The organism is Sphingopyxis sp. H053 (assembly GCF_001468225.1).
Taxonomy (GTDB): Bacteria; Pseudomonadota; Alphaproteobacteria; order Sphingomonadales; family Sphingomonadaceae; genus Sphingopyxis.
In genome coordinates this window covers 385,098-411,629 of record NZ_LNRU01000001.1, presented here as the reverse complement: position 1 = coordinate 411,629, position 26,532 = coordinate 385,098, and the positions used below count along the sequence as shown (strand labels likewise).

The 26,532-nt window shown below is 65.6% G+C and carries 21 protein-coding genes; 19 read left to right on the top strand and 2 right to left on the bottom strand.

Annotation, left to right across the window (positions count from 1 at the left end; all coding sequences use genetic code 11):
* Window positions 1-68 precede the first annotated feature (68 nt).
* The 7 genes from ATE70_RS01850 to ATE70_RS01820 all read left to right on the top strand — a co-directional run bounded on the left by ATE70_RS01850 (window position 69) and on the right by ATE70_RS01820 (window position 12,341).
* Complete coding sequence (locus tag ATE70_RS01850; RefSeq protein ID WP_058536249.1) at window positions 69-2,855, top strand: TonB-dependent receptor; 2,787 nt, start codon at window positions 69-71, stop codon at window positions 2,853-2,855.
* A 42-nt stretch (window positions 2,856-2,897) separates the two neighbouring features.
* The gene (locus ATE70_RS01845) at window positions 2,898-5,048 is read left to right on the top strand and encodes a hypothetical protein (RefSeq protein WP_082639298.1); all 2,151 of its coding nucleotides are present in this window, start codon (window positions 2,898-2,900) and stop codon (window positions 5,046-5,048) included.
* A 115-nt stretch (window positions 5,049-5,163) separates the two neighbouring features.
* Window positions 5,164-6,006 carry a 5-dehydro-4-deoxy-D-glucuronate isomerase gene (gene kduI / locus ATE70_RS01840; protein WP_058536248.1) on the top strand — a complete coding sequence of 281 codons (843 nt, stop codon included), beginning with the start codon at window positions 5,164-5,166 and terminating at the stop codon, window positions 6,004-6,006.
* A 185-nt stretch (window positions 6,007-6,191) separates the two neighbouring features.
* Complete coding sequence (locus ATE70_RS01835; RefSeq protein WP_058536247.1) at window positions 6,192-6,731, top strand: RNA polymerase sigma factor; 540 nt, start codon at window positions 6,192-6,194, stop codon at window positions 6,729-6,731.
* Window positions 6,715-7,680, top strand: coding sequence for a FecR family protein (locus tag ATE70_RS01830; protein WP_058536246.1), 966 nt, complete (start codon window positions 6,715-6,717; stop codon window positions 7,678-7,680). Before ATE70_RS01835 ends, ATE70_RS01830 begins: the two co-directional genes overlap by 17 nt.
* A gap of 78 nt (window positions 7,681-7,758) precedes the next feature.
* Complete coding sequence (locus ATE70_RS01825) at window positions 7,759-10,680, top strand: TonB-dependent receptor (protein ID WP_231732551.1); 2,922 nt, start codon at window positions 7,759-7,761, stop codon at window positions 10,678-10,680.
* A gap of 14 nt (window positions 10,681-10,694) precedes the next feature.
* Entirely contained in the window at window positions 10,695-12,341 is a 1,647-nt protein-coding gene (locus ATE70_RS01820) for an FAD-dependent oxidoreductase (RefSeq protein WP_058536245.1), read from the top strand.
* A gap of 49 nt (window positions 12,342-12,390) precedes the next feature.
* Here ATE70_RS01820 and ATE70_RS01815 read toward each other — a convergent pair whose 3' ends face one another.
* Entirely contained in the window at window positions 12,391-13,428 is a 1,038-nt protein-coding gene (locus ATE70_RS01815; RefSeq protein WP_058536244.1) for an AraC family transcriptional regulator, read from the bottom strand.
* A 111-nt stretch (window positions 13,429-13,539) separates the two neighbouring features.
* Here ATE70_RS01815 and ATE70_RS01810 point away from each other — a divergent pair, with 111 nt between their 5' ends.
* The 8 genes from ATE70_RS01810 to ATE70_RS01775 all read left to right on the top strand — a co-directional run bounded on the left by ATE70_RS01810 (window position 13,540) and on the right by ATE70_RS01775 (window position 22,253).
* Complete coding sequence (locus ATE70_RS01810) at window positions 13,540-14,517, top strand: quinone oxidoreductase family protein (RefSeq protein ID WP_058536243.1); 978 nt, start codon at window positions 13,540-13,542, stop codon at window positions 14,515-14,517.
* Between the two features lie 12 nt (window positions 14,518-14,529).
* Entirely contained in the window at window positions 14,530-15,378 is an 849-nt protein-coding gene (locus tag ATE70_RS01805) for a TauD/TfdA dioxygenase family protein (protein WP_058536242.1), read from the top strand.
* A gap of 20 nt (window positions 15,379-15,398) precedes the next feature.
* On the top strand, window positions 15,399-16,463 hold the full coding sequence (locus ATE70_RS01800) for a 3-keto-5-aminohexanoate cleavage protein (RefSeq protein ID WP_058536241.1): 1,065 nt from the start codon (window positions 15,399-15,401) through the stop codon (window positions 16,461-16,463).
* Between the two features lie 15 nt (window positions 16,464-16,478).
* On the top strand, window positions 16,479-17,063 hold the full coding sequence (locus ATE70_RS01795; protein ID WP_058536240.1) for an RBBP9/YdeN family alpha/beta hydrolase: 585 nt from the start codon (window positions 16,479-16,481) through the stop codon (window positions 17,061-17,063).
* Entirely contained in the window at window positions 17,060-17,443 is a 384-nt protein-coding gene (locus tag ATE70_RS01790; RefSeq protein ID WP_058536239.1) for a carboxymuconolactone decarboxylase family protein, read from the top strand. Before ATE70_RS01795 ends, ATE70_RS01790 begins: the two co-directional genes overlap by 4 nt.
* A 45-nt stretch (window positions 17,444-17,488) precedes the next feature.
* Window positions 17,489-18,787 carry an MFS transporter gene (locus tag ATE70_RS01785; RefSeq protein WP_058536238.1) on the top strand — a complete coding sequence of 433 codons (1,299 nt, stop codon included), beginning with the start codon at window positions 17,489-17,491 and terminating at the stop codon, window positions 18,785-18,787.
* 11 nt (window positions 18,788-18,798) lie between these two features.
* Window positions 18,799-19,797 (top strand): YeiH family protein, encoded by a 999-nt coding sequence (locus ATE70_RS01780; protein ID WP_058536237.1) that lies wholly within the window; start codon window positions 18,799-18,801, stop codon window positions 19,795-19,797.
* A 101-nt stretch (window positions 19,798-19,898) separates the two neighbouring features.
* Window positions 19,899-22,253 carry a TonB-dependent receptor gene (locus tag ATE70_RS01775; RefSeq protein WP_058536236.1) on the top strand — a complete coding sequence of 785 codons (2,355 nt, stop codon included), beginning with the start codon at window positions 19,899-19,901 and terminating at the stop codon, window positions 22,251-22,253.
* A gap of 42 nt (window positions 22,254-22,295) precedes the next feature.
* On the opposite strand, the gene ATE70_RS01770 is transcribed toward ATE70_RS01775, so the two are convergent.
* On the bottom strand, window positions 22,296-22,916 hold the full coding sequence (locus ATE70_RS01770) for a TetR/AcrR family transcriptional regulator (RefSeq protein WP_058799800.1): 621 nt from the start codon (window positions 22,914-22,916) through the stop codon (window positions 22,296-22,298).
* A 65-nt stretch (window positions 22,917-22,981) separates the two neighbouring features.
* On the opposite strand from ATE70_RS01770, the gene ATE70_RS01765 reads away from it, so the two are divergent.
* Genes ATE70_RS01765 through ATE70_RS01750 form a run of 4 tightly spaced genes read left to right on the top strand, consistent with a single transcriptional unit; the run spans window position 22,982 to window position 26,505 of the window.
* The gene (locus ATE70_RS01765) at window positions 22,982-24,148 is read left to right on the top strand and encodes an aromatic ring-hydroxylating oxygenase subunit alpha (protein WP_058536234.1); all 1,167 of its coding nucleotides are present in this window, start codon (window positions 22,982-22,984) and stop codon (window positions 24,146-24,148) included.
* Window positions 24,145-25,026, top strand: a complete 882-nt coding sequence (locus ATE70_RS01760; protein ID WP_058536233.1) for an alpha/beta fold hydrolase — start codon at window positions 24,145-24,147, stop codon at window positions 25,024-25,026. The genes ATE70_RS01765 and ATE70_RS01760 overlap by 4 nt, the downstream gene beginning before the upstream one ends.
* Window positions 25,016-25,888: a thioesterase family protein gene (locus tag ATE70_RS01755; protein ID WP_058536232.1), complete on the top strand. Its 873-nt coding sequence runs from the start codon at window positions 25,016-25,018 to the stop codon at window positions 25,886-25,888. Before ATE70_RS01760 ends, ATE70_RS01755 begins: the two co-directional genes overlap by 11 nt.
* Complete coding sequence (locus tag ATE70_RS01750) at window positions 25,885-26,505, top strand: GNAT family N-acetyltransferase (protein WP_058536231.1); 621 nt, start codon at window positions 25,885-25,887, stop codon at window positions 26,503-26,505. The genes ATE70_RS01755 and ATE70_RS01750 overlap by 4 nt, the downstream gene beginning before the upstream one ends.
* Window positions 26,506-26,532: the final 27 nt, after the last annotated feature.

The window sequence follows — 26,532 nt, the reverse complement described above, 5'->3', positions numbered from 1 at the left end:
TATTACGTCCGACAGAATTATATGATCAATCCGCTTAACTTATATGATGTCTTACAGGGAGAGTTCCATTGAAGATCAGTCTTCGCGCTTCCGTGGCGTTGATCGCGCTCGCCAGCGGCGCTCATATGGCAAAGGCGCAGACCGCGCCGGCCGCCGAACCATCCGCAAATCAGGCGGCCGTGGATCCGGCGGCAAGCGATGTTCAGGACGGGGACGCCATCGTCGTCACCGGCATCCGCCAGAGCCTTGCTCGCGCCGCCGAAATCAAGCGCGAGTCGACCGCGGTGGTCGACTCGATCGTCGCCGAGGATATCGGCAAGCTTCCCGACATGACCACGGCGTCGGCGCTCCAGCGCGTTCCCGGCGTGCAGGTCGTCGTCGGCGGCAATAACGAGATCGTCGGCGCGCGCATCCGCGGCCTCGACGACATCATCACCACGCTCAACGGACGCGAGATTTTCACCGGGGTCGGCCGCGGCTTCTCGTTCCAGGATCTGCCGGCCGAAGCGCTTGCGGGGGTCGATGTCTACAAGTCCAACTCAGCCGAGCGGCTCGAAGGCGGCGTGGCGGGCGGCGTCAACATGCGCCTGCGCCGCGCGCTCGACTTCAAGGAACTGACGATCGCGGGCAGCGCGCGCGCGACCTATCTGCAGGAAGCCGGTTCGAAGAATACGCTCAATCCGGCGCTGAGCCTGCTCGTCGCCAACCGCTGGGACGCGGGGGAAGGCGAGATCGCGGCGATGGCCAGCATCTCGTACCAGCGCAACAAATATGCCCGGCCGGTCGCGTGGAACGACTGGACGCGCGCCACCAGCGCCGGCCCCGCCGGTTCGCCCCCGAACCTGCACGCGCCGACCGGCTTCGCCGCCGCAATCGAGTTTGGCAAATATGAGCGCCCGCAGGGCAATTTCTCGCTCGAATGGGCGCCCGATACCGATACCAAAATCTATGTCGAGGGCCTGTTCGCGGGCTTTCGCGGCAACGTCTATCAGGCGCGCCCGACCTTCCGTGCCTTCACCGGAACGTCGTTCGAGGCGACCGCGGGCGACACCTGCGAGGATTTCGCAGTCGGTCCCGACGGCTATTATTCGGGCAACGTGCGGAGCCCGACCAATCCGACGGGCACCGGCACGATCCGCGAGCTGTGCAACGCCACCGGCTATACCGCACGCAACCTCGAATATTACACCGCGACCGTCGCCAACAAGGCGCGCACCGACATCTATGTGATCGCCACCGGCTTCAACAAGGAAATCGGCGCGCTCAGCTGGAATACCGATATCTCCTATGAATCCTCGACCAACAGAAACAACAGCTTTCGCGTCGATATCGGCAAGCGCATCGCCGAGCTGGTTCAGGTCCGCGATAACAATCACGAGGTGCAGGCAACGATGCCGGGCAACCCGATGAACGACCCCGCCGGCCTCGCGTTCGCCAACGGCATGACCGAAGACATCAACCGCAGCCGCGGCACGTTATGGTCGGTGATGAGCGACGCCAAATACGACTTCGACGCCGGGTTGCTCGACTATGTCCAGGCTGGCGTTCGCGTCGCGCGGCGCAAGGCCGGGTTCGAGCAATATCTCGGCGGCCCACCCGCACCCGGCGGTTCGTTCGTGACGCCGCTCACCGCCGCCGGCCTCCCCTCCGACATATTGTCGCAGGCCCCCGGGGTGCCGCAGATGAACGACGGCGCATCCTTCCTGCAGATCGACCCCCGGTATCTGACGCAGGAATCGATCAAGCGGCAGCTCAGGACGCTGTACCGGATCTCGCCCGACACCCCGGCTTTCGATCCGACGCGCGACTATGATGCGCAGGAGAAAAGCTATGCCGGCTTCCTGCAGGCGGGGTATGAATTCTCGCTGACCGATGCGATCTCGGTCGACGGCATGGTCGGCGCCCGCTTGACCCGCACCGACCGAAACATTGCGGGCTCGGGCCGCGTGACCGATCCGGCAACGAGCACCTCGCGCGTCGTGCTGGTTCAGCGCTCGACCAGCGACACCGACCTCTTGCCCAACGCCAGCGCGCGCGTCCAGTTCGGCGACGGCCTTCAGGCACGCTTCAACTATTCGAAGACGCTTTCGCGGCCCAGCTTCGGCCAGCTCAACCCCGGGCTCAGCTATGTCGTCTCCTACGTCAGCACGATCCAGAACTCCGGATCGGGCGGCAATCCCGACCTCCGGCCGCAAAAGGCTGACAGCTTCGATGCGTCGCTCGAATATTATTTCGGCCGCAGCAATTATGTTTCGGTGGTCGGCTTCTATCGCGACATCACCGACCGCATCATCAACGGGACCGAAGTGCGGACGATCGACGGCCTGCAATATGTGATCTCGACCCCCCGCAACCTGGGGTCCGCCAAGATCAAGGGCGTCGAGGTGGGCGGCCAGCTGTTCCTCGATTTCCTTCCCGAAGGTCTCGACGGCGCGGGCGTGATCGGGAACTTCACGATCATCGACAGCGAGGTGACGACCCCCGGCGACCGGCTTCAGGGTCTGCCGCTGCTCGGCGTCTCCAAATATAATTACAACATCGGCCTGATTTACGAGAAATACGGCATCTCGGCGCGGATGATCTACACCTATCGCTCCAGATATTTCGATGGCGACATCACCAATGGCCTCTCGCTCCGCCCGGTTTCGATCCCCGTCGGGCTCAACGGCATTCGCGCCGCGGGACGGCTCGACTTCGGCCTCAATTACGATGTGACGCCGAATATCACGGTCAGCCTCGCCGGTACGAACATCACCGGCCAGAAAACGCGCAACTTCGAATCGCGCCAGGATTTCGTCCGCGAAGTGCGGAACGACGACACGACCTATTCGCTCGGCGTCCGCTTCAACTTCTGACCCGATGACGGCCCCGCGAATGACGAAAAACAGGAGGATGGTTTGAACAGGAAACGGATTTTCACCGCGCTGGCGCTGGCAACCGCGCTAACCGCTGTCGGCTTGGCGGGCGCGGCGCACGCGCAGGCACCGGCGACGGTTCTCAACGCGCCCAGCAAGGCGCTGCCCGGCGACGTGCGCGTTGCGCGGACACAGGGCTCGGTGGCGATCGACTGGCCCTCGGCCGAGGGTGAGCGCGCGCAGCTCGTCCTGTCGCTCGATCCCGGCAAGCCGCTGATCGAGGCGGTCTCGATCGCGGGCAAGCCGATCCTCGGCGGGATCGATCCCGCCGGGGTTGTCACCGTCGGCACGCGCGATCTCAAGGAAGGCTGGACGGTCTTCTTCGACAATCCGCGCACGCGGCCGTTCGAAAGCTTTCCGCTGACACTGGCGCGCAGCGACATCAGCGTGCGCGCGGAGGGCGGCTATACCAAGGTGATCGTCGGCGGCGCGGCGGCCGGGCCGTTCTCGGGCACCTATCAATTCACCATCTATCCGGGTTCGCGGCTGGTGCGTGCGGCGATGGTGATGTCGACGCAGCGCCCCGCCACCGCCTACACCTTCGATGCCGGGCTCAGCGCCGCGACATCGGCGGCGCTGCCGTGGCGCGCGATCGCCTTCACCGATCTGTCCGACACGATCGTGCGCAAGGAAGGCGAGGCATCGCGCAAACCCGCGGTCTCGCCCAAGGTGCGCGCGCGCATGATCGTTGCCGAGGGCACCGCGGGCGGGTCGCTGGGCGTGGTCCCGCCGCCGCATCAATTCTATTATCCGCTCGATTACGCCAACAACGACAATTCGGCGTGGTACGGCAGCGACTATCGCAACCTTGCCGGTCGCACGAGCTTCGGCGTGCGTCAGACGCTCGAGGGCGACCGGCGCTACGTCCCGTGGGTCAACGCCCCGCCGGGCACGACGCAGGACATGGGCGTGTTCCTGCTGCCCGACAGCGGCGACGCCGCGAGCGTCACCAAGGCCGCACTCGCCTATACCCGCGGCGACCGCTTCAAGGCGCTCGACGGGCACCGCACCTTCACCAGCCACTATCATGTCGAGCACACCGAAGCCTTTCTGAACTCGGCGCGCTTCCAGCAATCGACCGGCGTGCCCGACGGGCTGGAGTCCCCCGCCTTCGTCAAGCGCTTCAAGGACATGAACGTCGAGATCGTCCATCTCGCCGAGCTTCACCTCGGCCGCGAGGCGCTCGATCGCGCCGGCGACCGGCTGACCCTGCTCAAGACAATGCATGCCGAAACCGAACGCCTGTCGGATGACAAGCTGCTGCTGCTCCCGGGCGAGGAGCCCAACGTCCAGCTCGGCGGGCACTGGATCAGCTTCTTCCCCAAGCCCGTCTATTGGACGCTCGACCGCAAGGAGGGGCAGCCCTTCGTCGAAACCGATCCGAAGCTCGGCAAAATCTATCATGTCGGCTCGCCGGAGGATGTCCTGAAGCTGATGCAGGACGAGAATGGCCTGATGTGGACCGCGCACCCGCGGATCAAGGGCTCGTATGGCTTCCCCGACAAGCATAAGGACACCCCCTTCTTCAAGAGCGACCGCTTCCTCGGCGGCGCGTGGAAGAACATGCCGTCGGATTATTCGCTGCCGCGCCTCGGCACCCGCGTGCTCGACACGCTCGACGACATGAACAACTGGGCGGCGAAACCGTCCGAGCGCAAATTCGCCCCCGGCGAGGTCGACGTGTTCCAGCTCTCGGACGAGAGCGAACTCTATGCGCATATGAACATCAACTATCTCCGGCTCGATGGTCCGCTGCCGCGCTATTCGGACGGCTGGCAGAGCGTGCTCGACGCGCTGCGCGGCGGCCGCTTCTTCACCACCACCGGCGAAGTTCTGATCCCCGAATTCACGATCGACGGCGCGAAGAGCGGCGAGGAAGCCGCGTTCGGACGCAATGCCGTGGTGCGGGCGAAGATCGAATGGACCTTCCCGCCCGCCTTCGCCGAGATCGTGAGTGGCGACGGCAAAAAAGTCTATCGCGATCGCATCGACCTGACCGGCGGGGCGCCGTTCGGCACGCGCACGATCGAAAAGCGCGTCGACCTCAGCGGCCGGAAATGGGCGCGCATCGAGGTGTGGGACGTCGCGACGAACGGCGCCTACACGCCCCCGGTATTCCTGAAAGGGAAATAAGAACCTCCCCTGCCCGTGCAGTCGTCATCGCTTCGATGGCGACTGCACGTGGCCTTTTGACGCGGAGCGGTGCCGCCAACATACGGACCCGGCCCGGTCCTTCTTCGGAGCAGCCATGTTCGATCGAACCTATTACGCCACCCATCCCGACATGATGGCGGGCGTGTCCAATGACGAATTGCGCGATCGCTATCTCATTCAGAATTTGTTCCGCCCCAACCAATGCGTGCTCAACTACACCCATGCCGACCGGCTGGTGATCGGCGGTGTGCTGGTCGAGAGCGGGAGTGTCCGCCTGCCGGATCAGTCGGAGCCCGCCTCCGCTGCCGGCCACGCGTTCCTCGAGCGGCGCGAGCTCGGCATCGTCAACGTCGGCCGCGCTGCGGGGACCGTCACCGTCGATGGCGAGCCGTTCGCGCTAGGCGCAAAGGACAGCTTGTACGTCACGATGGGCGCGACAGACGTCAGCTTTTCCGGCGACGGCGCCCGTTTCTACCTCGCCTCCTCGCCCGCCCATCGCGCCTTCGAGACACGAAAGCTGCCGCTCGCCAGCGCGAAGATACTCGAGCGCGGCAGCCTCAAGGAAGCGAACGACCGGACGATCCATCAACTCGTCATTCCGGGCGTGTGCGACAGCGCGCAGCTCGCGATGGGCCTCACCATCCTCAAGCCGGGAAGCGTATGGAACACGATGCCGCCGCACGTGCACGAACGCCGGAGCGAGATTTATTTCTACTTCGATCTCGACGATCCCACGCAAGGCCGGGTGATGCACTTCATGGGTCAGGGCGACGCCACGCGTCATATCGTCATGGCGGACGGCGAGGCGGTGATCTCCCCGCCCTGGTCGATCCACATGGGCGCCGGCACCGGCGCCTACGCGTTCATCTGGGTCATGGCGGGCGAGAACCAGGACTATGACGACATGAACGTCCTCGACATCTGTCAGCTCGCCTAACCTGCTGATATTTAACCGGCGATCTCCGGAAACGGCGAGCGACGGCCTTCAGGCGTCGCAGCGGAGGCGGATCGAGCGGAATTAAACAACCTGATTCAGCATCTCGGTTGACGGAAACGTCGCGGTCGGGCCTCTTAGAGGGTGAGAGGAGTGAAACGACGGAACGCGAGGCGCTAGCCGAGTGGGTGGGACGCGAGATCCTGCCGCACGAACGCGACCTGCGGCTATGGCTGCAGCGACGGCTCGTCGCCGCAGCCGACGTGGAGGACATCGTGCAGGAATGTTATTGCCGCCTTGCCCAGCTCGATGACGTCGCGCACGTCACGACGCCGCGCGCCTATCTGTTCACCATGGCGCGCAACCTGGCGCAGCGGCAGCGCAAGCACGCACGCGTCGTCCGGATCGAAGCGCTGGCGGAAACCTTCGATGCCGAATCGGAAAGCGACCAGCTCTCGCCCGAACGGTTCGCCGCCGCGCGTCAGGAACTCGAGCGCGTACAGGCGGCGCTCGCCACCCTGCCCGAGCGCGCCCGGCGGATTTTCCTCATGCGCCGGGTCGAAGGGCTGACCCAAAAGGAAATCGCGGCGGCGATGGGCGTGAGCGAGGCGGTGGTCGAGAATGACGCAAGCCGCAGCCTGCGCGCGATCCTGAAGCTGATCACCGAGCCGGAACCCGAGCAGGGAAGATTGTCGGACGGAGGCGTTGCGCATGCGCGATCACGCTGAAGAGGCGGCCGCCTGGGCGCTGCGTCACCCGCTCGATGCGGCCGGACGCGCCGAGCTCGAGGCATGGCTGGCACAGGATCACCGCCATGCCGGTGCGCTGCTCCGCGCGCAGGCGGGGTTGAGTGCGATCGACCGTGCGGTGGCAGGGGGCACGGTGGCAGCGGGCGCACCTATCGATGTTGCGCGCCCCCTTCCCACCGCGACCGCGCCGACGCGGCGGTGGCTGCTCGCGGGCGCCGGCGGCGCGATGGCGGCGGGGATTGCCGGAATCGTCGCCTGGCCGCACCTGATGGTCGAGCGCGTGACGACCGCGCGCGGCGAGATCAGGCGGCTGCCGCTCGCCGACGGCTCGGTCGCCACGATCGACACCAGCAGCAGTTTGCGCGTCGCGATGGCGGACGACAGCCGCCGCATCGCACTGCGGGAGGGACAGGCCTGGTTCCAGGTCGCCAAGGATCGCAAGCGCCCCTTCGTCGTCGACGCCGGCATCGCGCAGGTGCGCGCGGTCGGCACCGCCTTCTCGGTGCGCCGCACGGACAGCGGCGTGCGCGTCGCCGTCACCGAAGGCAGGGTCGCCGCCTGGGCAACCGACAGCGGCGGGACGATGACGATCCTGGAGGCGGGGCAATATGCCACCTTCCGGCCCGGCGCGGCGGCGCCCGAAATCGCGACCGAGCCCGCCGCGATCGAGCGATCGCTGGCGTGGCGCAGCGGCGAGATCTCGCTGGAAAACGAAACGCTGGGCAGCGCCGTCGAACAGTTCAACCGCTACAATCGCCAACAGCTGGTGATCGCGGACCCGGATCTGGCGAGCGCGCGGCTGGTGGGGCTTTTCCAGATCGACCGCCCCGCCGATTTCGCTGCAACGTTGAGCGCCTCGCTCGACGTCGCCGTCACGACCACCCCTGGCGAGATCCGGCTGGCGCGAAAAAAGAACCCGCTACCCTGACGGAAACCCGCCGGCGCGGACTCTTGGTATCGAGAGCGCACCGGCAATAGGGCGCCCGATGAAAAGGGGAGGATCGAATTGACGCACGCGCGTATTCATCTGCTGGGGACCGCCGCCGCAATCATATGCGGCGTGGCTTCGCCCGCCGAGGCGGCCGCACAAGTCCGCCGTTTCGACGTTCCCGCGCAGGCCGCGCAGACCGGCATCCCGATGTTCGCACATCAGGCCGGCATCCAGATCCTCGCACCCGGGGCCATTACCGAAGGCTTGCGGGTCAATCGCGTCAAGGGATCGATGGAAGTAGCCGCGGCGCTGCGGCTGCTCCTGTCCGGCACCGACCTGGTCCCGGTCAAGGTCGGCAAAGCGTTCGTGCTGAAGCGCCGCGCGGCGGTCACGCAGGCAAGCCTGGCGGAGACTTCCGCACAACAGGCTTCCGGCCCTGCAGCCGGCACGCAAGCCGGCGAGGACATCGTCGTCACCGGCATCCGCGCGTCGCTTCAGGAGTCGATCAACGCCAAGCGCGAAGCACAGTCGATCGTCGACGTCATCACCGCGCAGGACATCGGCAAGATGCCCGACCAGAATGTGGCGGAAGCGATGAGCCGCGTGACCGGTGTCCAGATCAGCCGGCGCGAGGGCGATGGATCGAACTTCACCGTGCGCGGGATTTCGCAGAACCGGCTCGAGATCAACGGCCGCAACTATATCGGGCCGGGCAATGGCGGTAACGCCGCGCTGGAATCGGTAAGCCCCGAGATCATCTCCTCGATCCTCGTCATCAAATCGCCCACCGCCGACATGCCCGAGGGTGCGCTCGGCGCGACGGTGAACCTCAAGACCAAGCGCCCGCTCGACCTCAAGGACTTCGTCGCCGCCGGACGCCTCCAGGGCGCCTATGCCGATCAGGCCGACCATGTCGGCTATCGCGGCTCGGCGATGGTTTCGAAGAGTTTCGGCGAGCGTTTCGGCCTGCTCGCCAGCGTCGCCTATTCGGACACGAAGACGCAGGGTCATTCGTTCGATGCCGGCGGCTGGACACAGACCGGCGCGATCGACGGCAATGGCGACGGCGTGGACGATCCGGGCCTGTACCGCCCGAACCGCTTCATGGCGCGCATCTTCGATCGCGCCGAACAGCGGCTGACGGTGAACGGCACTGCGCAGTGGCGCCCCACCGACACGCTCGAAATCATCCTCGACGCGACCTTCAACCACCTCAAGCGCCAGCGGAACAGCGTCAATTACCAGGTGTTGTTCAACAACAACGACACCGATGCGATCGTAAACGACAGCAACACGGTCGTCGCCGGCACCTTCACCGGCGTGACCGTCCGGCCGCTGATCTATGACGAGCCGACCGACCTCAAATCGACCCTGCTCGGCGGATCGGTGAAATGGGAGAGCGACCGCGCGCGGGTGAGTTTCGATATGTCCTATGCCCATGGCAAGGGCAGCGACGGCGGGCCGGGTGCGTCGTTCGCTTATGTGGTCGTGCCGCGCACGGGCAACACCGCGAACGCGAGCTATGATTTCAGGGCCGGCAATCCGGTGCCGGATCTCTCGATCGACGCCAATTTCAACCCGAACGACCCGTCGCAATATCGGCTGCTGTCGATCTTCGACTATGACGCGGTGACCCGGAACAGCGGCTATGACGGGCGGCTGGACTGGGAGTATCAGACCGAATGGGGCATCCTGTCCTCGGTGGAGACCGGGGTGCGCTACGAGCGCGTAAAGCTGCTCGCCGCCGATCCGCAGAACCTGCCTGTCGCGGCCAGCCTGCTCGCGGCCGGCGACACGAACGGCGACGGCATCCTGACCGTCGACGAGCTACCCGGGCTCAGCTACGGCAAGGATTATGGCGCCTTCTTCCCCGGCGCCGACGGCGCCTTTCCCCGCGATCTCCTCGGCGGCACGCTCGACAAATGGGCCGCCCGCGATGGGCTGGGCCTTGCGAGGCCCGATCCCAACGACACGACGATCACCGTCGGCCCGACCTCGATCAAGGACGTCAAACAGGATACGCTCGGCGCCTATGTGAAGGGCAATTTCGAGGGCGAATTCGGCGGCCTGCATTATTCGGGCAACGCCGGGGTGCGCTATGTCAGCACGGCGCGCGCGACAAAGGGATTTCTGTCGCCGACCGCCACGACCATGATCAAGGCCGATTTCAGCTATTGGCTGCCCAGCGCGAATCTGTCGATCGACTTCACCGACGATCTGACGCTGCGCGTGGCCGGGGCGGAGGTCGTTGCGCGGCCGGGCCTCAATCAGGTCAGCGCCAGCTTCGTGCCCAACACCGTCAGCATGACCGGCTCGCGCGGCAATCCCAATCTCCGGCCGTTCGAGGCGACGCAATATGACGCCACGCTCGAATGGTATTTCGCGCCCTCGAGTTCGCTTACCGGCGCGGTCTTTTACAAGAAGGTCAATTCCTTCACCGTGAACACCGTGACCCGCGAGTTCATTCCCGGCTTTTCCGAACGGTTCGGGCTGTTCGACATATCGCAGCCGCAAAATGGCGAGGATGGCGACATCAAGGGCTTCGAGCTCGCCTATCAACAAGCCTTCCGTTTCCTGCCCGCACCGTTCGACAATCTCGGCATCCAGGCGAACTACACCTATGTCGACAGCTCGACGCCGCTGGTCGATTCGATCACCGGCGAGAAGCTCCCGCTCCCCGGCCTGTCGCGCGACAGCTACACATTGATCGGCTATTATGAGGACGACATCTTCTCGGTGCGCGCGGCCTATACCTATCGCAGCAAATATCTGAACTCGGTCGGCGGCGCGGCCAGCGGCGGCAACACCTATATCTCCGCGCGCGGTCAACTCGACGCATCGGCGCAGATCAACCTGACGCCCAATCTGCGCCTGACCTTCGAGGGCATCAATCTGACCAAGGCGATCGACCGCCAGTATCTGGGCGAACCCGATCGCCTGACGTTCAGCGCACAGGAAGATCGCCGGATCTTCTTCGGCGTGGCCGCCAGCTTCTGAGCAAGAGGATCACCATGGACCGCAAGCGCTTCCGCGCCCTCGCCACCCTGTCCGCCTGGCTTCTGCCGATGGCGGCCATCCCCTCACCCGCGGCTGCCCAGCCGCATCCACGCGCCGATATCGTCATCTATGGCTGCACCTCGGGCGGGGTTGTCGCCGCGATCGAGGCGCGGCGCCTCGGCCGGTCGGTGCTGCTGGTGTGCCGCGAAGATTATCTCGGCGGCATGTCGACCAACGGCCTCGGCTGGTCCGACACCGGCAACCATCGCGCGATCGGCGGCCTGTCGCTCGAATTCTACCGCAAGGTGAAGCGATATTATGACGACCCGTCGGTCTGGACCCACGCCCCGCGCCCCGCCCGGGCCGAGAATTTCGTCGACGGCGATGCGATGTGGCAGTTCGAGCCGAAGGTCGCCGAGCGCATCTTTGAGGACTGGGCAAAGCAGGCGGGCGTCATCATCGTGCGCAATCAGCCGCTCGATCGCTCGAAGCGCGGCGTCGAGATGGACGGCAATCGCATCACCGCGTTCCGCTCTAAAACCGGGCAGCGTTTCGAGGGCAAAGTCTTCATCGACGCGACCTATGAGGGCGACCTGATGGCCGGCGCGGGCATCAGCTTCACCGTCGGGCGCGAAGCGAACGCGACCTATGGCGAGACGCTCAACGGCGTCCAGCTCGCGAACACCACCAACCACCAGTTCACGCTCGACATCGACCCGTATCGCGTGCCGGGCGATCCATCGAGCGGGCTGGTGCCGCGGATCAGCGCCGAACGCCCGGCGCGCGACGGCACGGCCGACCGCAAGATCCAGGCCTATACCTATCGCATGTGCCTGACCGACGTGCCTGCGAACCGCGTGCCCTTCCCCAAGCCCGCAGGCTATGACGCGAGCCAGTATATATTGCTCCAGCGCTACATGGATGCCGGCTATCGCGACTATTTCCGCAAGTTCGACCGCATCCCCAACGGCAAGACCGACACGAACAATTTCGGCGCCTTCTCGTTCGACAATATCGGGATGAACTATGGCTATCCCGAGGGCGGCGATGCCGATCGCGCCGCGATTGCGCGCGAGCACACAACCTATCAGCAAGGGCTGCTGTGGTTCATGGCGAACGACCCCGGCGTGCCCGCCGAGACCCGCGCGGAAATGTCGAAATGGGGGCTCTGCAAGGACGAGTTCACCGGCACCGGCCATTGGCCGCGCGAAATATATGTGCGCGAAGCGCGCCGCATGGTCTCCGACTTCGTGATGGCCGAGCCGCATTTGCGCGGCACCAAACCGACGCCGCGGCCGGTTGGCATGGGCTCTTACAACATGGATTCGCACAATGTGCAGCGGATCGTCGATGCACGCGGATTCGCGCGCAACGAGGGCAATATCGAGATCAGCCCCGGCCGCGCCTATCCGATCAGTTACGACGCGATCGTGCCGAAGAAGCGCGAAGCCACGAACCTGCTGGTGCCGGTCGCGCTGTCGGCGTCGCATATCGCCTATGGCTCGATCCGGATGGAGCCGGTGTTCATGATCCTCGGCCAGTCCGCGGCCGCGGCGTCATCGATCGCGATCGACGACCAGATCGCCGTGCAAGACGTCGACTACGACAAGCTTCGCGCAAGGCTGACGTCGGAAGGGCAAATCCTCGAACTTGCGAACTGACAGGAACCCCGGACGCTAAACGCGTTCCGCTCGGCATGGGTCCCGCCGCCTAGTTACCAGGAGCGGACGATATGGGTTGCCTTTGGTTCGCCGAAATGCGCCATTGGCGCGGCGACACGCCGAATATCTGACCATGCCAGCGGGTATAGGCGCCGATCGAACCATAGCCGAGCATCTCGGCAACATCGGTGATCCGCGTGCGCGGATTGGCGAGATATTGCGCAGAAAGTTGCATTCGCGCACGGTTGAGAAGATCGCTGAAGCTCGTCCCGTCGGCGTCGAGCATCCGTTGCAGCGTGCGCACTGTGGTTCCCATCGATTCGGCACAATATTGAACCGTGGCGCGTCCCGAAGGCAGCAGGAGCATGATCAACTGCTCAACCTCCTGTGCAGCCGTGCGCATCGCGGGGTTCATCACCGACGAGATCAGCTCGCGAGCATGTCCGGCAAGCGCGGAATCGGCGCGCGCCGCAGGCCGGTCGAGGTCGGCTGCGGCGATGACAAGGCCGTTGAACTCGCAGTCGAACGTAACATCGCAATGGAACAGCCGCCGATAGACCTGCATTTCTGACGCCTGCGGCTTGCCGCGCGAGAAGCACACCGAGAGCGGCGACCAATTGTCGCCCAGCACGCTCGCGCAGAGGCGCACGAGAACGCCCAGCGCGAGATCGGATGACTGGCGATGCGGCTCGGGGCTGCTCAGCGCAAAATCTTCGCGTAGCACGACCTCCTCACCGAAGGGCTCGACATGCAGGACGAGCGTCGAGTTGATCTGGTTGCGAAATTCGGTGATCGCCTGAAGCGCCAGGCGGAGCGTCGGCTGGTGCGCGATCAACAGGCTGGCGACACCGAGATTGGCGAGCGCACGCTCCCCGGCCATGCGAAGGCCCAATGTCTCGCAGCCGGTAAACTCGGCGCTGCGTTCCAGAAGGCGCATGGTCGCTCGCGCCGAGATCAATTGTTCGGGATTCGCGAACAGTTCGGGCGACAGCCCGCATTCGCGCAGCAAAGGCCGCGGGTCGGCCCCCAGCCCCCGCATCGCCGGAAAATAGCCGGTCAGCGCCGCAACGCGGACGAGTTCCGCCACGCTTCTCTCCTCTGATCGCGCCCGTTGGCGTCTAATGCCAAAATTATGTCACGAAATGTGAAAAGCGCAAGCGGGCGCTGCTCTACCCCCAGCGGAACGGGAGAGTGAGAGATGGCCAAAGCCGTTCGTTTTTATGAAGCCGGTGGACCGGAAGTGCTCCGGATCGAGGATGTCGCGGTCGGCGAACCCGGTCCGGGCGAGGTCCGCATCCGCCATGTTGCGGTCGGTTGCAATTTTGCCGACACCTATTTCCGCTCGGGCTATTATCCCGCGCAGCTTCCCGCCGGGATCGGCGTCGAAGGCGCGGGCGTGATCGAAGCCATCGGCGAAGGCGTCACCGGTTTCGCGCCCGGCGACCGCGTCGCCTATAACGGCAGCCCGCTCGGCGCCTATAGCGCGGCGCGCGTCATGCCCGCCGCGCCGCTGTTCAAGCTCCCCGATGCCATTTCGTTCGAGGATGCCGCCGCATCGACGATGCGCGGCCTGTCGGCAACCTATTGGCTCGCGAAGACCAATCCGCGGATGAAGGCCGGCGACACGATCCTGCTCCACGCCGCGGCGGGTGGGGTCGGGCTGCTCGCGGTGCAGCTTGCCAAGCTGATGGGGCTGCGCGTCATCGGCACCGTGTCGAGCGAGGCGAAAGCCGAAAAGGCGCTCTCGCTCGGCTGCGACGAGATCATCTTCTATCGCCGCGAGGATGTTGCCGCGCGGGTCAAGGAATTGACCGATGGCGAAGGCGTGACGACGGTGTTCGACAGCGTCGGCAAGGACACGTTCGAAGGCTCGCTGAAATCGCTGAAGCGCCGCGGCGTGTTCGTCGCCTGCGGCACCGCGTCGGGGCCCTTCCCGCCGGTCGACGCCTTCCAGCTTTTGATGCAGGGGTCGGTCTATTTCACCCGCCCCGGCTTCGCCGATTATTATGCGGACCCCGCCGAGCGCGCCGAACTGTCGGACCTGTGGTTCGGCCATCTGGCCGCGGGCCGCGTCAAGGTCGAAATCGGCCAGCGCTATGCCCTTGACGACTGCGTCGCCGCGCATCGCGAACTCGAAGCCGGCCAGACGATAGGATCATCCATCTTCGTGCTCTGAGGGAGAGGGACGATGAAGATCGAAAAGCTCACCACGCATATCGGCGCCGAAGTCCGCGGCATCGACCTCGCCGAAGCGGCGCGCAACGACGATCTGTTCGCCGAAATCCGCGCCGCGCTGCTCGAACACAAGGTCCTGTTCCTGCGCGATCAGGACATCACCCGCGCCGACCATGTCGCCTTCGCCAGCCGCTTCGGCGCGCTCGAGGATCATCCGGTAGTCGGCAGCGATCCCGATCATCCGGGGCTCGTCCAGATCTACAAGGACGAGACCTCGCCGCCCGATTATTATGAGAATAGCTGGCATTGCGACGCGACCTGGCGCGACGCGCCGCCAATGGGCGCGGTGCTGCGCTGTGTCGCCTGCCCGCCGGTCGGCGGCGACACGATGTGGGCCAATATGGCGAAAGCCTATGCCGACCTGCCCGACTCTGTGAAGGCGACCATCGCGCCCTTGAAGGCGCGCCACTCGATCGAGGCGAGCTTCGGCGCACGGATGAGCGAGGATCAGCGCCACGCGCTGAAAGCGCGCTTCCCCGATGCCGAGCATCCGGTCGTCCGCACGCATCCCGAAACGGGCGAGAAAATCCTGTTCGTCAACGGCTTCACGACGCACTTCACCAATTTCCACACCGCGGAAAACGTCCGCTATGGTCAGGATTATGCGCCGGGCGCGAGCCAGCTTCTCGCCTGGCTGATCGGCCGCGCCGCGATCCCCGAATATCAGGTACGCTGGCGCTGGCAGCCGAACAGCGTCGCGATCTGGGATAACCGGTCGACCCAGCACTACGCCGTCATGGACTACCCGCCCACGATCCGCCGCATGGAGCGCGCGGGCATCGTCGGCGATCGCCCCTACTGATAACGAAAAGGAGAGAGACGATGCAATTTCTCGACGACAGCCTGCTTCCCGAAACGCAGGACAAATTGGTCATCACCGTCGCGCCCTATGGGCCCGAATGGCACCCCGACGATTTCCCCGAGGATATTCCGCTCACGATGGAAGAGCATATCCAGAAGGCGGTCGATTGCTACAACGCCGGCGCCACCGTTCTCCACCTCCATGTCCGCGAAGAGGACGGGTCGGGGTGCAAGCGCCTGTCGAAGTTCAACGAGCTGATCGCCGGGGTTCGCGAGCGCGTGCCCGACATGATCATCCAGGTCGGCGGCTCGATCTCCTTTGCTCCCGAAAGCGAGGAAGAAGGCGCCGAGGCGAAATGGCTGTCGGACGAGGTCCGTCACATGCTCGCCGACCTGAAGCCCGCGCCCGATCAGGTGACGATCGCGGTCAACACGACCCAGATGAACATCATGGATCTGATGACCGACGAGGAATATGGCCAGACCTCGCTCGCCAATCCGGCGCTGTATCAGGCCTATCGCGAGATGGTGGTGCCCGCGGGGCCGCAGTGGGTTGAGGAGCATCTGCGCCGGCTGACCGCGGCGGGCATCCAGCCGCATTTCCAGCTGACCTGCATGCCCGACATGGAAACGGTCGAGCGGCTCGTGCGCCGCGGGCTCTACAAGGGTCCGCTCAACCTGACCTGGGTCGGCATCGGCGGCGGCTTCGACGGGCCGAACCCGAATAATTTCATGGAATTCATCCGCCGCGCGCCCGACGGGTCGACCGTCACGCTCGAATCGCTGATGCGCCACGTCCTGCCGGTGAATGTCATGGCGATGTGCCTCGGCCAGCATGTCCGCTGCGGCATCGAGGACACGCTTTATGACCAGCACGGCAACAAGATGACCTCGGTGCAGGGGATCGAGCAGATCGTCCGGATCGCGAAGGAACTCGGCCGCGAGGTCGCGACTGGCAAGGAAGCGCGCGAGATCTACAAGATCGGCGTGCAATATAATTCGGTCGAGGAAACGCTCGCCAAGCTCGGCATGGCACCCAACCGCCAACCCGGCCAGCGCGCGCTGCCGCTGCGCTACGCGGCCTGAGGCGGGAGCAAGGCGATGGCTTTCGGCGGCGAGACGACGATCCTCTTCGTTCCCGGGCTTCGGGATCATGTCGAGGATCATTGGCAGACCCATGCCGCGCGGGCGATCCCCGGCGCGGTGACGGTCGCACCACTCGCCGCCGACCGGCTCAGCCGCGCGGGACAAGTCGCGGCGCTCGACGCCGCGCTTCGTGCCATAGCCGGCGAGGTGGTGATCGTCGCGCACAGCGCCGGGTGCCTGACGACGGTGCATTGGGCGCTCGCGCCAACGCGGACGATCCGCGCGGCGCTGCTCGTCGCCCCCGCCGACATCGAAAATCCGCTGCCCGCGGGTTATCCCGAGCCCGGCGCGCTCAAGGAAGGCGGCTGGCTGCCGATCCCGCGCAAGGCCCTGCCCTTCCCCGCGATCACCGTCGCGAGCCGCAACGACCCGCTCGCGGCGTTCGACCGGGTTGCGAGCTTCGCCAATGCGTGGGGCGCAGCGTTGCACGACGCCGGCGAGGTCGGGCATCTCAATCCGGCCGCGGGCTATGGACCGTGGCCCGAAGTATTCGGGCTGCTCGATCGGCTCGACGATCATGCGCGGAGCACGGTGCAATGAGCGCCACCCCCGTCAGCGACGCGATGCGCGCGGGCGGCCAGTGGAACGCCGCGTGGGACGAGATGGCGGCGCTCGATCCCGAGTGGCTCGAAACCTTCCTCGCCGCGGGCACATTGCCGCTGCGGCGCGGGATCCTCGATCCGAAGATCTATGAATTTCTGGCGATCGCGGTCGATGCCTCGTGTACACATATGTACGCGCCGGGCACGCGCCGCCACATCGCCGCCGCGCTCGACAAGGGCGCGACGCCGGAGGAAGTGATGGCGGTGCTCGAAGCGGTCGCGGTGCTCGGACTGCATTCGGTCGCGCTCGGCGCGCCGATGCTTGTTCAAGAAATGAAGGCGCGCGGGCTGGCGATGCCCGCCGCGGCGCAGGATTGACATGATCGCGCCCACCGGCTTCCCGACAACGGATTGGAGACGGGCATGGCGGTAATGGCACCCACGGCGAACGGCGGCATCGCGGCCGGCGGACCGCGCGACACGACGCTCTATGGCTGGATCGTCTTCGCTTTGAGCTTCGGGCTCCTGATCTCCGACTATATGGCGCGGCAGGTGCTCAACGCGGTCTTCCCGCTGCTCAAGGCCGAATGGGCCTTGAGCGACGCCGAACTCGGACTCCTGTCAGGGGTCGTCGCGCTGATGGTCGGGCTGCTGACCTTCCCGCTCTCGCTTGCCGCCGACCGCTGGGGCCGGGTGCGCAGCCTCGCGTTGATGGCGGCGCTGTGGAGCCTCGCCACCCTCTTCTGCGCGGTCGCTGCGAGCTATCATCAGATGCTCGCCGGACGGATCATGGTCGGGGTCGGAGAAGCGGCTTATGGCAGCGTCGGCATCGCGGTGGTGATCAGCGTCTTTCCGCAGCGCCTCCGCGCGACGCTCTCGGCCGCCTTCATGGCGGGCGGGCTGTTCGGGCAGGTGCTCGGCGTCGCGATCGGCGGCGAAATCGCCGCGAGCCACGGCTGGCGGACCGCCTTCGCCGTGATCGGGCTTGGCGGCCTCGCGCTCGCGATCGTCTATCCGCTGGTGGTGCGCGAGAAACGGATCGCCGAGATCGCCGGATCGACCGCGCGCACCGCCGAAACATCGGGGCCCGCGCCGCGCACCTCGCTCCGCGCGCTCTTCGCCAACCGAAGCGTGCGCCTCGCTTATTGCGCAAGCGGCGTTCAGCTCTTCGCCGCCGGCGCGCTTCCCGCCTGGTTGCCAAGCTATTTCAACCGCTATTATGCGATGCCGGTCGATGCGGCGGGACGGATGGCAGCGCTGTTCCTGCTGATCTGCGGCTGCGGCATGGTATTTTGCGGCATGGCGAGCGACCGCGCCGCGCAGGGCCGGCCCGACCGCAAAATCCTGCTTGCTTCGGGCTATGGCTTCGGTAGCGCGATCGCACTCACCGTCGCGCTGATGCTGCCGCCGGGACTGCCCCAGCTTGTCCTGCTCGGCATCGCCATGTTCTTCGTCGCCGGGACGACCGGGCCAGCGGGCGCGATGGTCGCGAACCTCACCCCCGCCGCGCTCCACGGCTCGGCCTTTGCGACATTGACGCTCGCGCATAATCTCCTCGGTCTCGCGCCGGGCCCGATCGCTACCGGACGGATCGCCGACGCGATCGGCTTGCTCGACGCGCTGCGCTTCCTGCCGATCGCGGCCGTCATCGCCGCGCTGCTCTTCCTCGCCGCACGGCGCAGCTATCTCGCCGACCTCAAAACGGTCGCCTCCCAACCCTAGGAACCAGCATCATGCCATCATTCGCTGCGCGCGCCGCTGCCCCGGCGCCGGGCCTTGCCGTCGCGCTCGTCGTCGCCGCGACCGCGACCTTCCTCTCCGAACATTATGACGCGCCGGTCATGCTCCATGCGCTGCTGCTCGGCATGGCGCTCAACTTCGTGACCGAGGCGCCGCGCGGCCGGGAGGGGATCGATTTCGCCGCCAAAGGGCTGATGCGGATCGGCGTCGCGCTGCTCGGTTTCCGGATCGGATGGGATCAGGTTTCGGCGCTCGGCTGGGGCCCGGTGGTGATGGTCGTGACGCTTGTCGGCGCGACGATCCTCCTCTCGACCCTCGCGGCGCGCGCGATGGGGTTCAACCCGCTGTTCGGTTTCCTGTCGGGCGGCGCGACTGCGATCTGCGGCGCCTCGGCAGCGATGGCGCTGTCGGCGGCGCTGCCACCGAACGACCGGAAAGAACAGGCGACGCTGTTCACCGTCATCGGCGTGTCGGCGCTATCGACGTCCGCGATGGTCCTGTACCCGCTGATCACGCGCGCGCTCGGGCTCGACGATCATGCCGCCGGCGTCTTCATCGGTGCGACGATCCACGACGTCGCGCAGGTCGTCGGTGCCGGTTACGCAATCTCGCCCGATGCCGGCGATACCGCGACGATCGTCAAGCTGCTGCGCGTCGCGATGCTGCTGCCCGTCATCCTCGTCGCCGGGCAGATCAGCCGCCGCGAAGCCGGCGCAGCGGGCGGCGAGCGCCCGCCGTTGTTGCCCTGGTTCGTCGTCGCCTTTGTCGCGCTGGTCGCGCTCAACAGTCTGGTCCCCCTGCCCACAGCGGTGACCGAAACCGGAAGCAGGCTGTCTCACTGGTGTCTCGTCACCGCGATCGCGGCGATCGGTATGAAGACCCGGCTGGGCGATCTGGTGCAGGTCGGCTGGAAGCCCGTCGCACTGATGATCGGCGAGACGGCGCTGCTCGCCGCGATGGTGCTCGGTTGGCTCGCGCTCGTACCCATGTGACGCGCATTGCAAAAAACCTGTCACGAAATGTGAAATATCGCCGCCCGAGCGCCGATAGCCTTCGATCAAAGATCACCAATAGATCATCCTGGGAGGGAAATATGAAGAGGATTGCCTGCACGAGCCTTGCCGCCTTCGCTGTCGCACTCGCGGCCATGCCTGCCGCCGCGCAGGAGGCGAAACCCGCCGACACCGCGAACGACATGGGCGACGCGATCGTCGTCACCGCGCAGAAGCGCGCCGAGAATATCCAGGACGTGCCGATCTCGATCGCGGCGGTCAGCGGCGAGACGATGGAGAGCGCCAATGTCCTAACCGTGATGGACCTCGGCCGCGTCGCGACCAATTTCCAGACCGTCCGTTCGTCGAACACCGGATCGACGCGCATCGGCATCCGCGGTGTCGGCAGCCTCGCCAACACGCTGATCGAGCCGAGCGTCGCGGTGTTCGTCGACGGCGTCTATGTCCCGCGCTCGGGCTCGATCCTCGGTGCCTTCCTCGACATCGACGGGGTCGAGGTGCTGCGCGGGCCGCAAGGCACGCTGTTCGGGCGCAACGCGAGCGTCGGCGCATTGTCGATCCGCAGCGCATTGCCCGAGGACGAGTTTTCGGGCGCAGTCTCGGCCGAAGCCGGATCGTTCGACCGCTACAAGCTGTCGGGCCATATCAACGTGCCGCTCGGCGAGAATGTCTCGGCACGCGTCGCGGCGATGGGGCAATGGTATGACGGGCCGTGGAAGAACGTTTACGACGGCAAGACTTACGGCGGGTCGGACGACGTCGCGGTGCGCGGCACGGTGAAGGCCGAGTTCGGCAACCTCGAATGGATCGTGCGCGGCGATTACACGCGGCTCGACGGCGACGGCGTCGTCAATTTCGATTTCGACCCCGCCTCGGTCGCCCCGGCACGGCTTGCCTTCCTCCGCGCGGCGTTCAGCGGCGGCCCCGACACCAACCTCAACGACCGGGTGATGAACCAGTCGGTCGCCTCGGGCCTGCTCGACAAGAATTGGGGCGTGTCGAGCACCGCCTCGCTCGAAATCGGCGGCGGATCGACGCTGCGCCTCGTCAACAGCTATCGCAAATGGACGAACGACCAGCTCGACGGCGACATCATCTTCCTGCCCGTCCCGCTCGCGACGCGGCGCAACCTGTTCGATTCGGGCAGCCAGAACCACGAACTGCAATTCATCTCGCCCGAACGCGAATGGCTGGGCGGCCATCTCGACATGGTCGCGGGTGTCTATTATTTCCAGGAGAAATTCGCGCTCGGCGAGCAGCTCAACATGGACACGCAGTTCTGCAACGTCCTCGTCCCGGCGGGGCCGGGACGCACCGCATGCGCGGCCTATTTCGCGAGCACCGGCGGCGTCGCCGCGACCGATCAGGACGTGTATCAGAAGGTCCGCAGCATCGCCGCCTATGCGCAGGGCAATATCTATCTTTCGGACGCGCTCACGCTGACCCTCGGCGGCCGCTGGACCAACGACCGCAAACGCGGCAGCTATTCGCAGCTATCGAGCCCCTTCACCCAGACGATCCGCGCGCCCGAAGTGCTCGACTATCCCGGCCTCTCCGAAAGCCGCTTCACCTATCGCGTCAGCCTCAACTACAAGCCGGCCGACGACGTGATGCTCTTTGCCACCCATTCGACCGGTTATAAATCGGGCGGCTATAATTCGGGCGGCGGCATACCGTCGCTCTCGACTTTCGACCCGCAGGGCAATCTGATCTCAACGCGGCGCGTCTTCGACCGCGAGACGGTCAAGAATTACGAGTTCGGCGCCAAGACAAGCTGGCTCGATCGCGCGCTCACTGCGAACATCACCTTCTTCCGCATGGACATCGCGGGTTTTCAGGACCGCGCCTTCGACGGGGTCAGCTTCGTCGTCCGCAACGCCGGCAACCTGCGCCAGCAGGGCTTCGAGCTCGACCTGAAGCTCGCGCCGAGCGACCGCTTCTCGCTCTCGGGCTCGCTCGCCTATCTCGACTCCGAATTCACCGATTTCGCGGGCGCCTCGGGCCTGCCCGGTATCGGCGGGACGCAGGATCTGACCGGCAAGCCGAACAGCTTCTCGCCCCCCTGGTCGGGCAATGTCGCAGTCGACTGGAACGGCGATATCGGATCGAGCGGCTGGACATGGGCGGCCAACGCCAATGTCTCGTTCGTGTCCGATCAATATGTCGGCACGGTCAACGACGCCAATCCGCAATCGATCGCCGACGGCTATGCTTTGCTCGGTGCGCGGCTGACGTTAAGCGGCCCCGACGACCGCTGGTCGCTCGCGATCTTCGGCAGCAACCTCACCAATACCCATTATCGCCCGCTCGCGGTCTATCAACCGCTCGGCGCGGCGCTCGGCCTCAACAACGGCGCCTTTCCGGGGAGCACAGCAAACCGCATCCTCGCGAACGAACCCCGAACCTATGGTGTAAACGCAACCGTCCGCTTCTAAAGCGATCGCTGCGGCACGGTAAGTGATGCCGTGCCGCAGCGTCTACACCTCCGGTCCTGCCGCCAGCACAGCATGCACCATATGCCGCAACTGCGATGCGAATATGTCGTTCATGGCCTGCGCGGCCTCCGTGCCAAAGATGCCCCGAAAGGTCGGGCCGGAGACGGCATGATAATTGACCGCGCCGAGCAGTTGAACCACGGTGGCGCGCAATTGGGCGTCCGAGGCGCCCGACCAGCCCGGCACGCCGCGAAGCATCGTTACAAGGTCGCCTAGAAACGGCTTGAGATACCAGGATCCGGCGCGTTCAGCCCGGACCTGATTGTCGAGGATTTCGCGCATCAACAGTCGCGACCGCTCGATCCGCGGCGGCGTGTCGGAAATCATCGCGACGAGCCAGTCCTGCAACCGCCGGGCCGCGTCGGCTGCCGGTTCCGATGAAGCCTTCAGACCGGCCAGCTCGCCCGCGATCTGTTCCAGCACCAGCCCATAGAGCCGTTCCTTGGTTCCGAAATGATGGAGCAGCGCCTGCTTCGTCAGGCCAAGTTCCGCCGCGATCTGGGCGATGCTGACTCCGTAGAAGCCGCGCTCCGCGAATAGCGCGCGCGCTTCCTCGATCATGCGATCGCGGGTGGAGGCGGAGGTTTTGAAAGCCGTGGCCATGCGCCATGGCTTGACGCCTACCGATCGGTAAGTCAACGTCCCTACCAACCGGTAAGGGGATTCGCATGGACCGCGGGGTCGAACTTGAACTGATCGATGAATTGCGGTCGCTCGCCGCGACGCGAAGCTTTTTCCTCGACGAGACCGTCGCGCAGAGCCCGGTCGAACAATATCTCGACGAAACACGCTTCACCCGCGAGCGCGAAGCGATCATGCGCCGCCTGCCCCAGGCCGCGGCGCATGTCAGCGAGCTCGCTGGCCCCGGCGCCTTCCTGCGCTGCGACGTCCACGGCCTTCCCGTCCTGCTGACGCGCGACAGGCAGGGCGCCGCACATGCTTTTCTCAACGTCTGCCGCCACCGCGGTGCGCGGTTGGTCGAGGCCGCATCGGGTTGCGCGCATCGCTTCACCTGTCCCTATCACGGCTGGACCTATGCCAATTCGGGCCCGCTTGTCGGCGCCCCCCATTTCGAGAGCGGCTTCGGCGGGATCGACAAGGCGGGTATCGGGCTGAAGCCGCTGCCGGTGCACGAAGCCTTCGGTTTCGTCTGGGTGGCGGGAAATCCCGGCGGCGGCTTCGACTTCGACGGCTATTTCGCGCCGCTCGCGGACGAGCTCGACGCGCTGGGAATGGCGGCAATGACGATCGCGGCCGAAGACCGCATGGTCTGCAACGCCAACTGGAAGCTCCTGATCGAAGGCGGAATCGAATCCTATCACTTCCGCGTCGCGCATCGCGACACCATCGGCCCCTATTTCGAGGACAATCTCTCCGGCTATCGCGCGCTGGGGCCGCATCTGCGCTCGGTCCTGCCGCGCACCGGCATGGCAGCGCTCACCGATACCTCGCGCGATGGCTGGCGGATGCGCGACCATGCCAACCTCGTCTACACGCTGTTTCCGACGACCCAGTTGCTCGTCCAGCAGGATCATGTGGTCTGGATCAGGCAGGAGCCGCTCGCGCCCGGCCGCACCAGTCTTCGCCTGGCTACGCTCGCCCCGACCGGCAGCGAACCGGGCGAAGGAAAGAGCAGCGACCATTGGCAGCGCAACCACGCGATCACCATCAAGACGCTCGAGGAAGACATCAGGATCGGCGAGGGCATTCACGCCGGGCTGGCTTCAGGCGCGAACGATCATTTCCTGTTCGGACGGTTCGAGGGAGCGCTCGACCGGTTCAATCAAACGGTGATGGAGCATCTCGACACCGCCGCCACCAGGAAGCCTGCATGACCGACGTCCAGCATATACTACCGATGCAACAACGCATCATTCGCTCGGCGGACGGTCTCGATCTCGTCGTCGATCATGGCGGCCCGGCGGGCGCCCCGGCGGTGATCCTGCTCCATGGCGGGGGGCAGACGCGACATAGCTGGAGCCGCGCGGTGGCGAGCTTGCGCACCGAGGGTTTGCAGACCCTGAACTTCGACGCGCGCGGGCATGGCGACAGCGACTGGTCGCCCGATGGTGCCTATTTCATCGGCGACCGGGCCAATGATCTGAAGGCCGTGGCCAGCCTCCTGCACGTCCCGTTCATCCTCGTCGGCGCCTCGCTCGGCGGCGCAACCGCAATTCACGCGATCCACGAGGGCTTGCGACCCGCGGGACTGGTGCTGGTCGATATCGTCCCCGAACCCGAGCCCCGCGGCATCGAGCGCGTCCTCTCCTTCATGCACAGTCACCGGAGCGGCTTCGCCTCGGTCGAGGAAGCCGCCGCCGCCGTCGATGCCTATAATCCGCACCGGCCCCGGACGCGCGATACGAGCGGCCTGATGAAGAATCTCCGCCGCCGCGACGACGGGCGGCTCTACTGGCATTGGGATCCGCGGATGCTGGACAGGCAGCGGTCGGACTCACTCGGCGCCCTGCCGGAAGCCGCCGAAACGCTGGCCACCCTCCCCGACCTTCCCGTCCTGCTCGTTCGCGGCCTGTCGAGCGATGTCGTGAGCGATGCCAGCGTCGCGGCGTTTCGCCGCCGGCTCCCCTGGCTCGAGGTCGCCGATATCGCCGGCGCGGGCCACATGGTCGCGGGCGACCGCAACGATATCTTCAACGATGCCATCATCGCCTTTTCCAGACATACGCTGCACAAGGAGCATCATGCCTCATAATCCGGCCTCGGCGTCGCCCGGTCAGCCCGCTACGGTATTCGCCCGGCAGGGCGATGTCTGGCATCCGACCATCCTGTCGAGCGGCCCATGGGACGCACGCGCGCAGCATGGCGGAGCCCCCGGCGCATTATTTGCGTATCTCGCCGAAAACGCCCTGCCCGATCCCGAATGGCAGCTCTCGCGCCTGAGCATCGAATTGATCAAGCCGGTACCCGTCGCGCCGCTGACGACGCATCAAGATATTCATCCCGGCCGTTCCACCACGCGCGTCACGATCGACCTGTTCGCCGACGAGACCCTGGTCGCCCGCGCCCATGCGCTTCTCGTACGCGGTCAGACTCTCGGTCTCCCGCCGGAAACGCCAGGCTGGCGGCCCGCACAACTGCTGCCACCGCCGGACGAATGCCGCGATCCTCTCTCTATTCCGGGCATGTCGACGGGCACCTCCTTCTACCATAGCGCGATGGAGCATCGCATGGCGCAAGGCGATTCGACCCGGCCCGGCCCGGCCGCGACATGGTTCCGCCTGACCGTCCCGCTGATACAAGACCAACCGACATCGCCCGCCATGCGCGCCGCCGCGGCCGCCGACTTTGGCAGCGGCGTGAGTTGGGTGCTGTCGGCCGAGCATTATCTTTTCGCCAACGCCGATCTCAGCCTGCACCTGCACCGTCCCGCGGACGGCGAATGGATCGGGCTGCTGTCCGAAACGCAAGTCCATGCCGGCGGGGTCGGCACCGCATTGTCGCGGCTTTACGACGAACGGGGTCCGATCGGCTTTGCCACCCAAACGCTGGTGCTGCGCGAACGCCTGCCGTCGCCGATAGCGGCCATGGCGAAAGAAAGCGCGTCGGCAGAATGAGCGCACCGCCGACGACGAAACTGGCGGTGACCGCGCAGGAAGCGGCGGCGATCCGCACCGCCGTTGGCACCGCCGACCTCTCGCTCCTCGGCCCAACGCATCGCTTCGCGAGCCCCGATCATATCCCGGGTTTGATCGCGCTGCTCGCCGACCCGGCCATATCCGACCCGATCTATGACCTTCCCCGGCCTTTTACGGCCGACGTCATAGCGCACTGGATTTCAGAAGCTCGCAAGCGGCAAACACGCGGCGAAGCGATATTGGCGGTGACGCTCGACGAACAGGGCGAGGTGTCGGGTTATTCCTATTTCACCATCTGGCCCGAGCGGTCGGCCGCCGAACTCGCCGGAGCGAGCCGGGCCGATGTGCAGGGTCGCGGCCGGGGCAAGGCAGGCGCCGCGCGCAGCTTCGCCTGGATGTTCGAGCATCTCGGCGTTCGCCTGATCGGCCTCACGGCCGCCAAGGACAATATACGATCCGCGCACGTGATCGAGGCCGCCGGGTTCCAGGCAAAAGGCGAACGACAGAGTATCAGGCCCGACGGATCGGTCCGCATCTCCAACTATTGGGAACTCGCCCGCGACGAATGGCGGGTCCTGCAGTCGAACCGCGGCTGAAGCGAGCGGCCAGCTCAACAGGGCTCA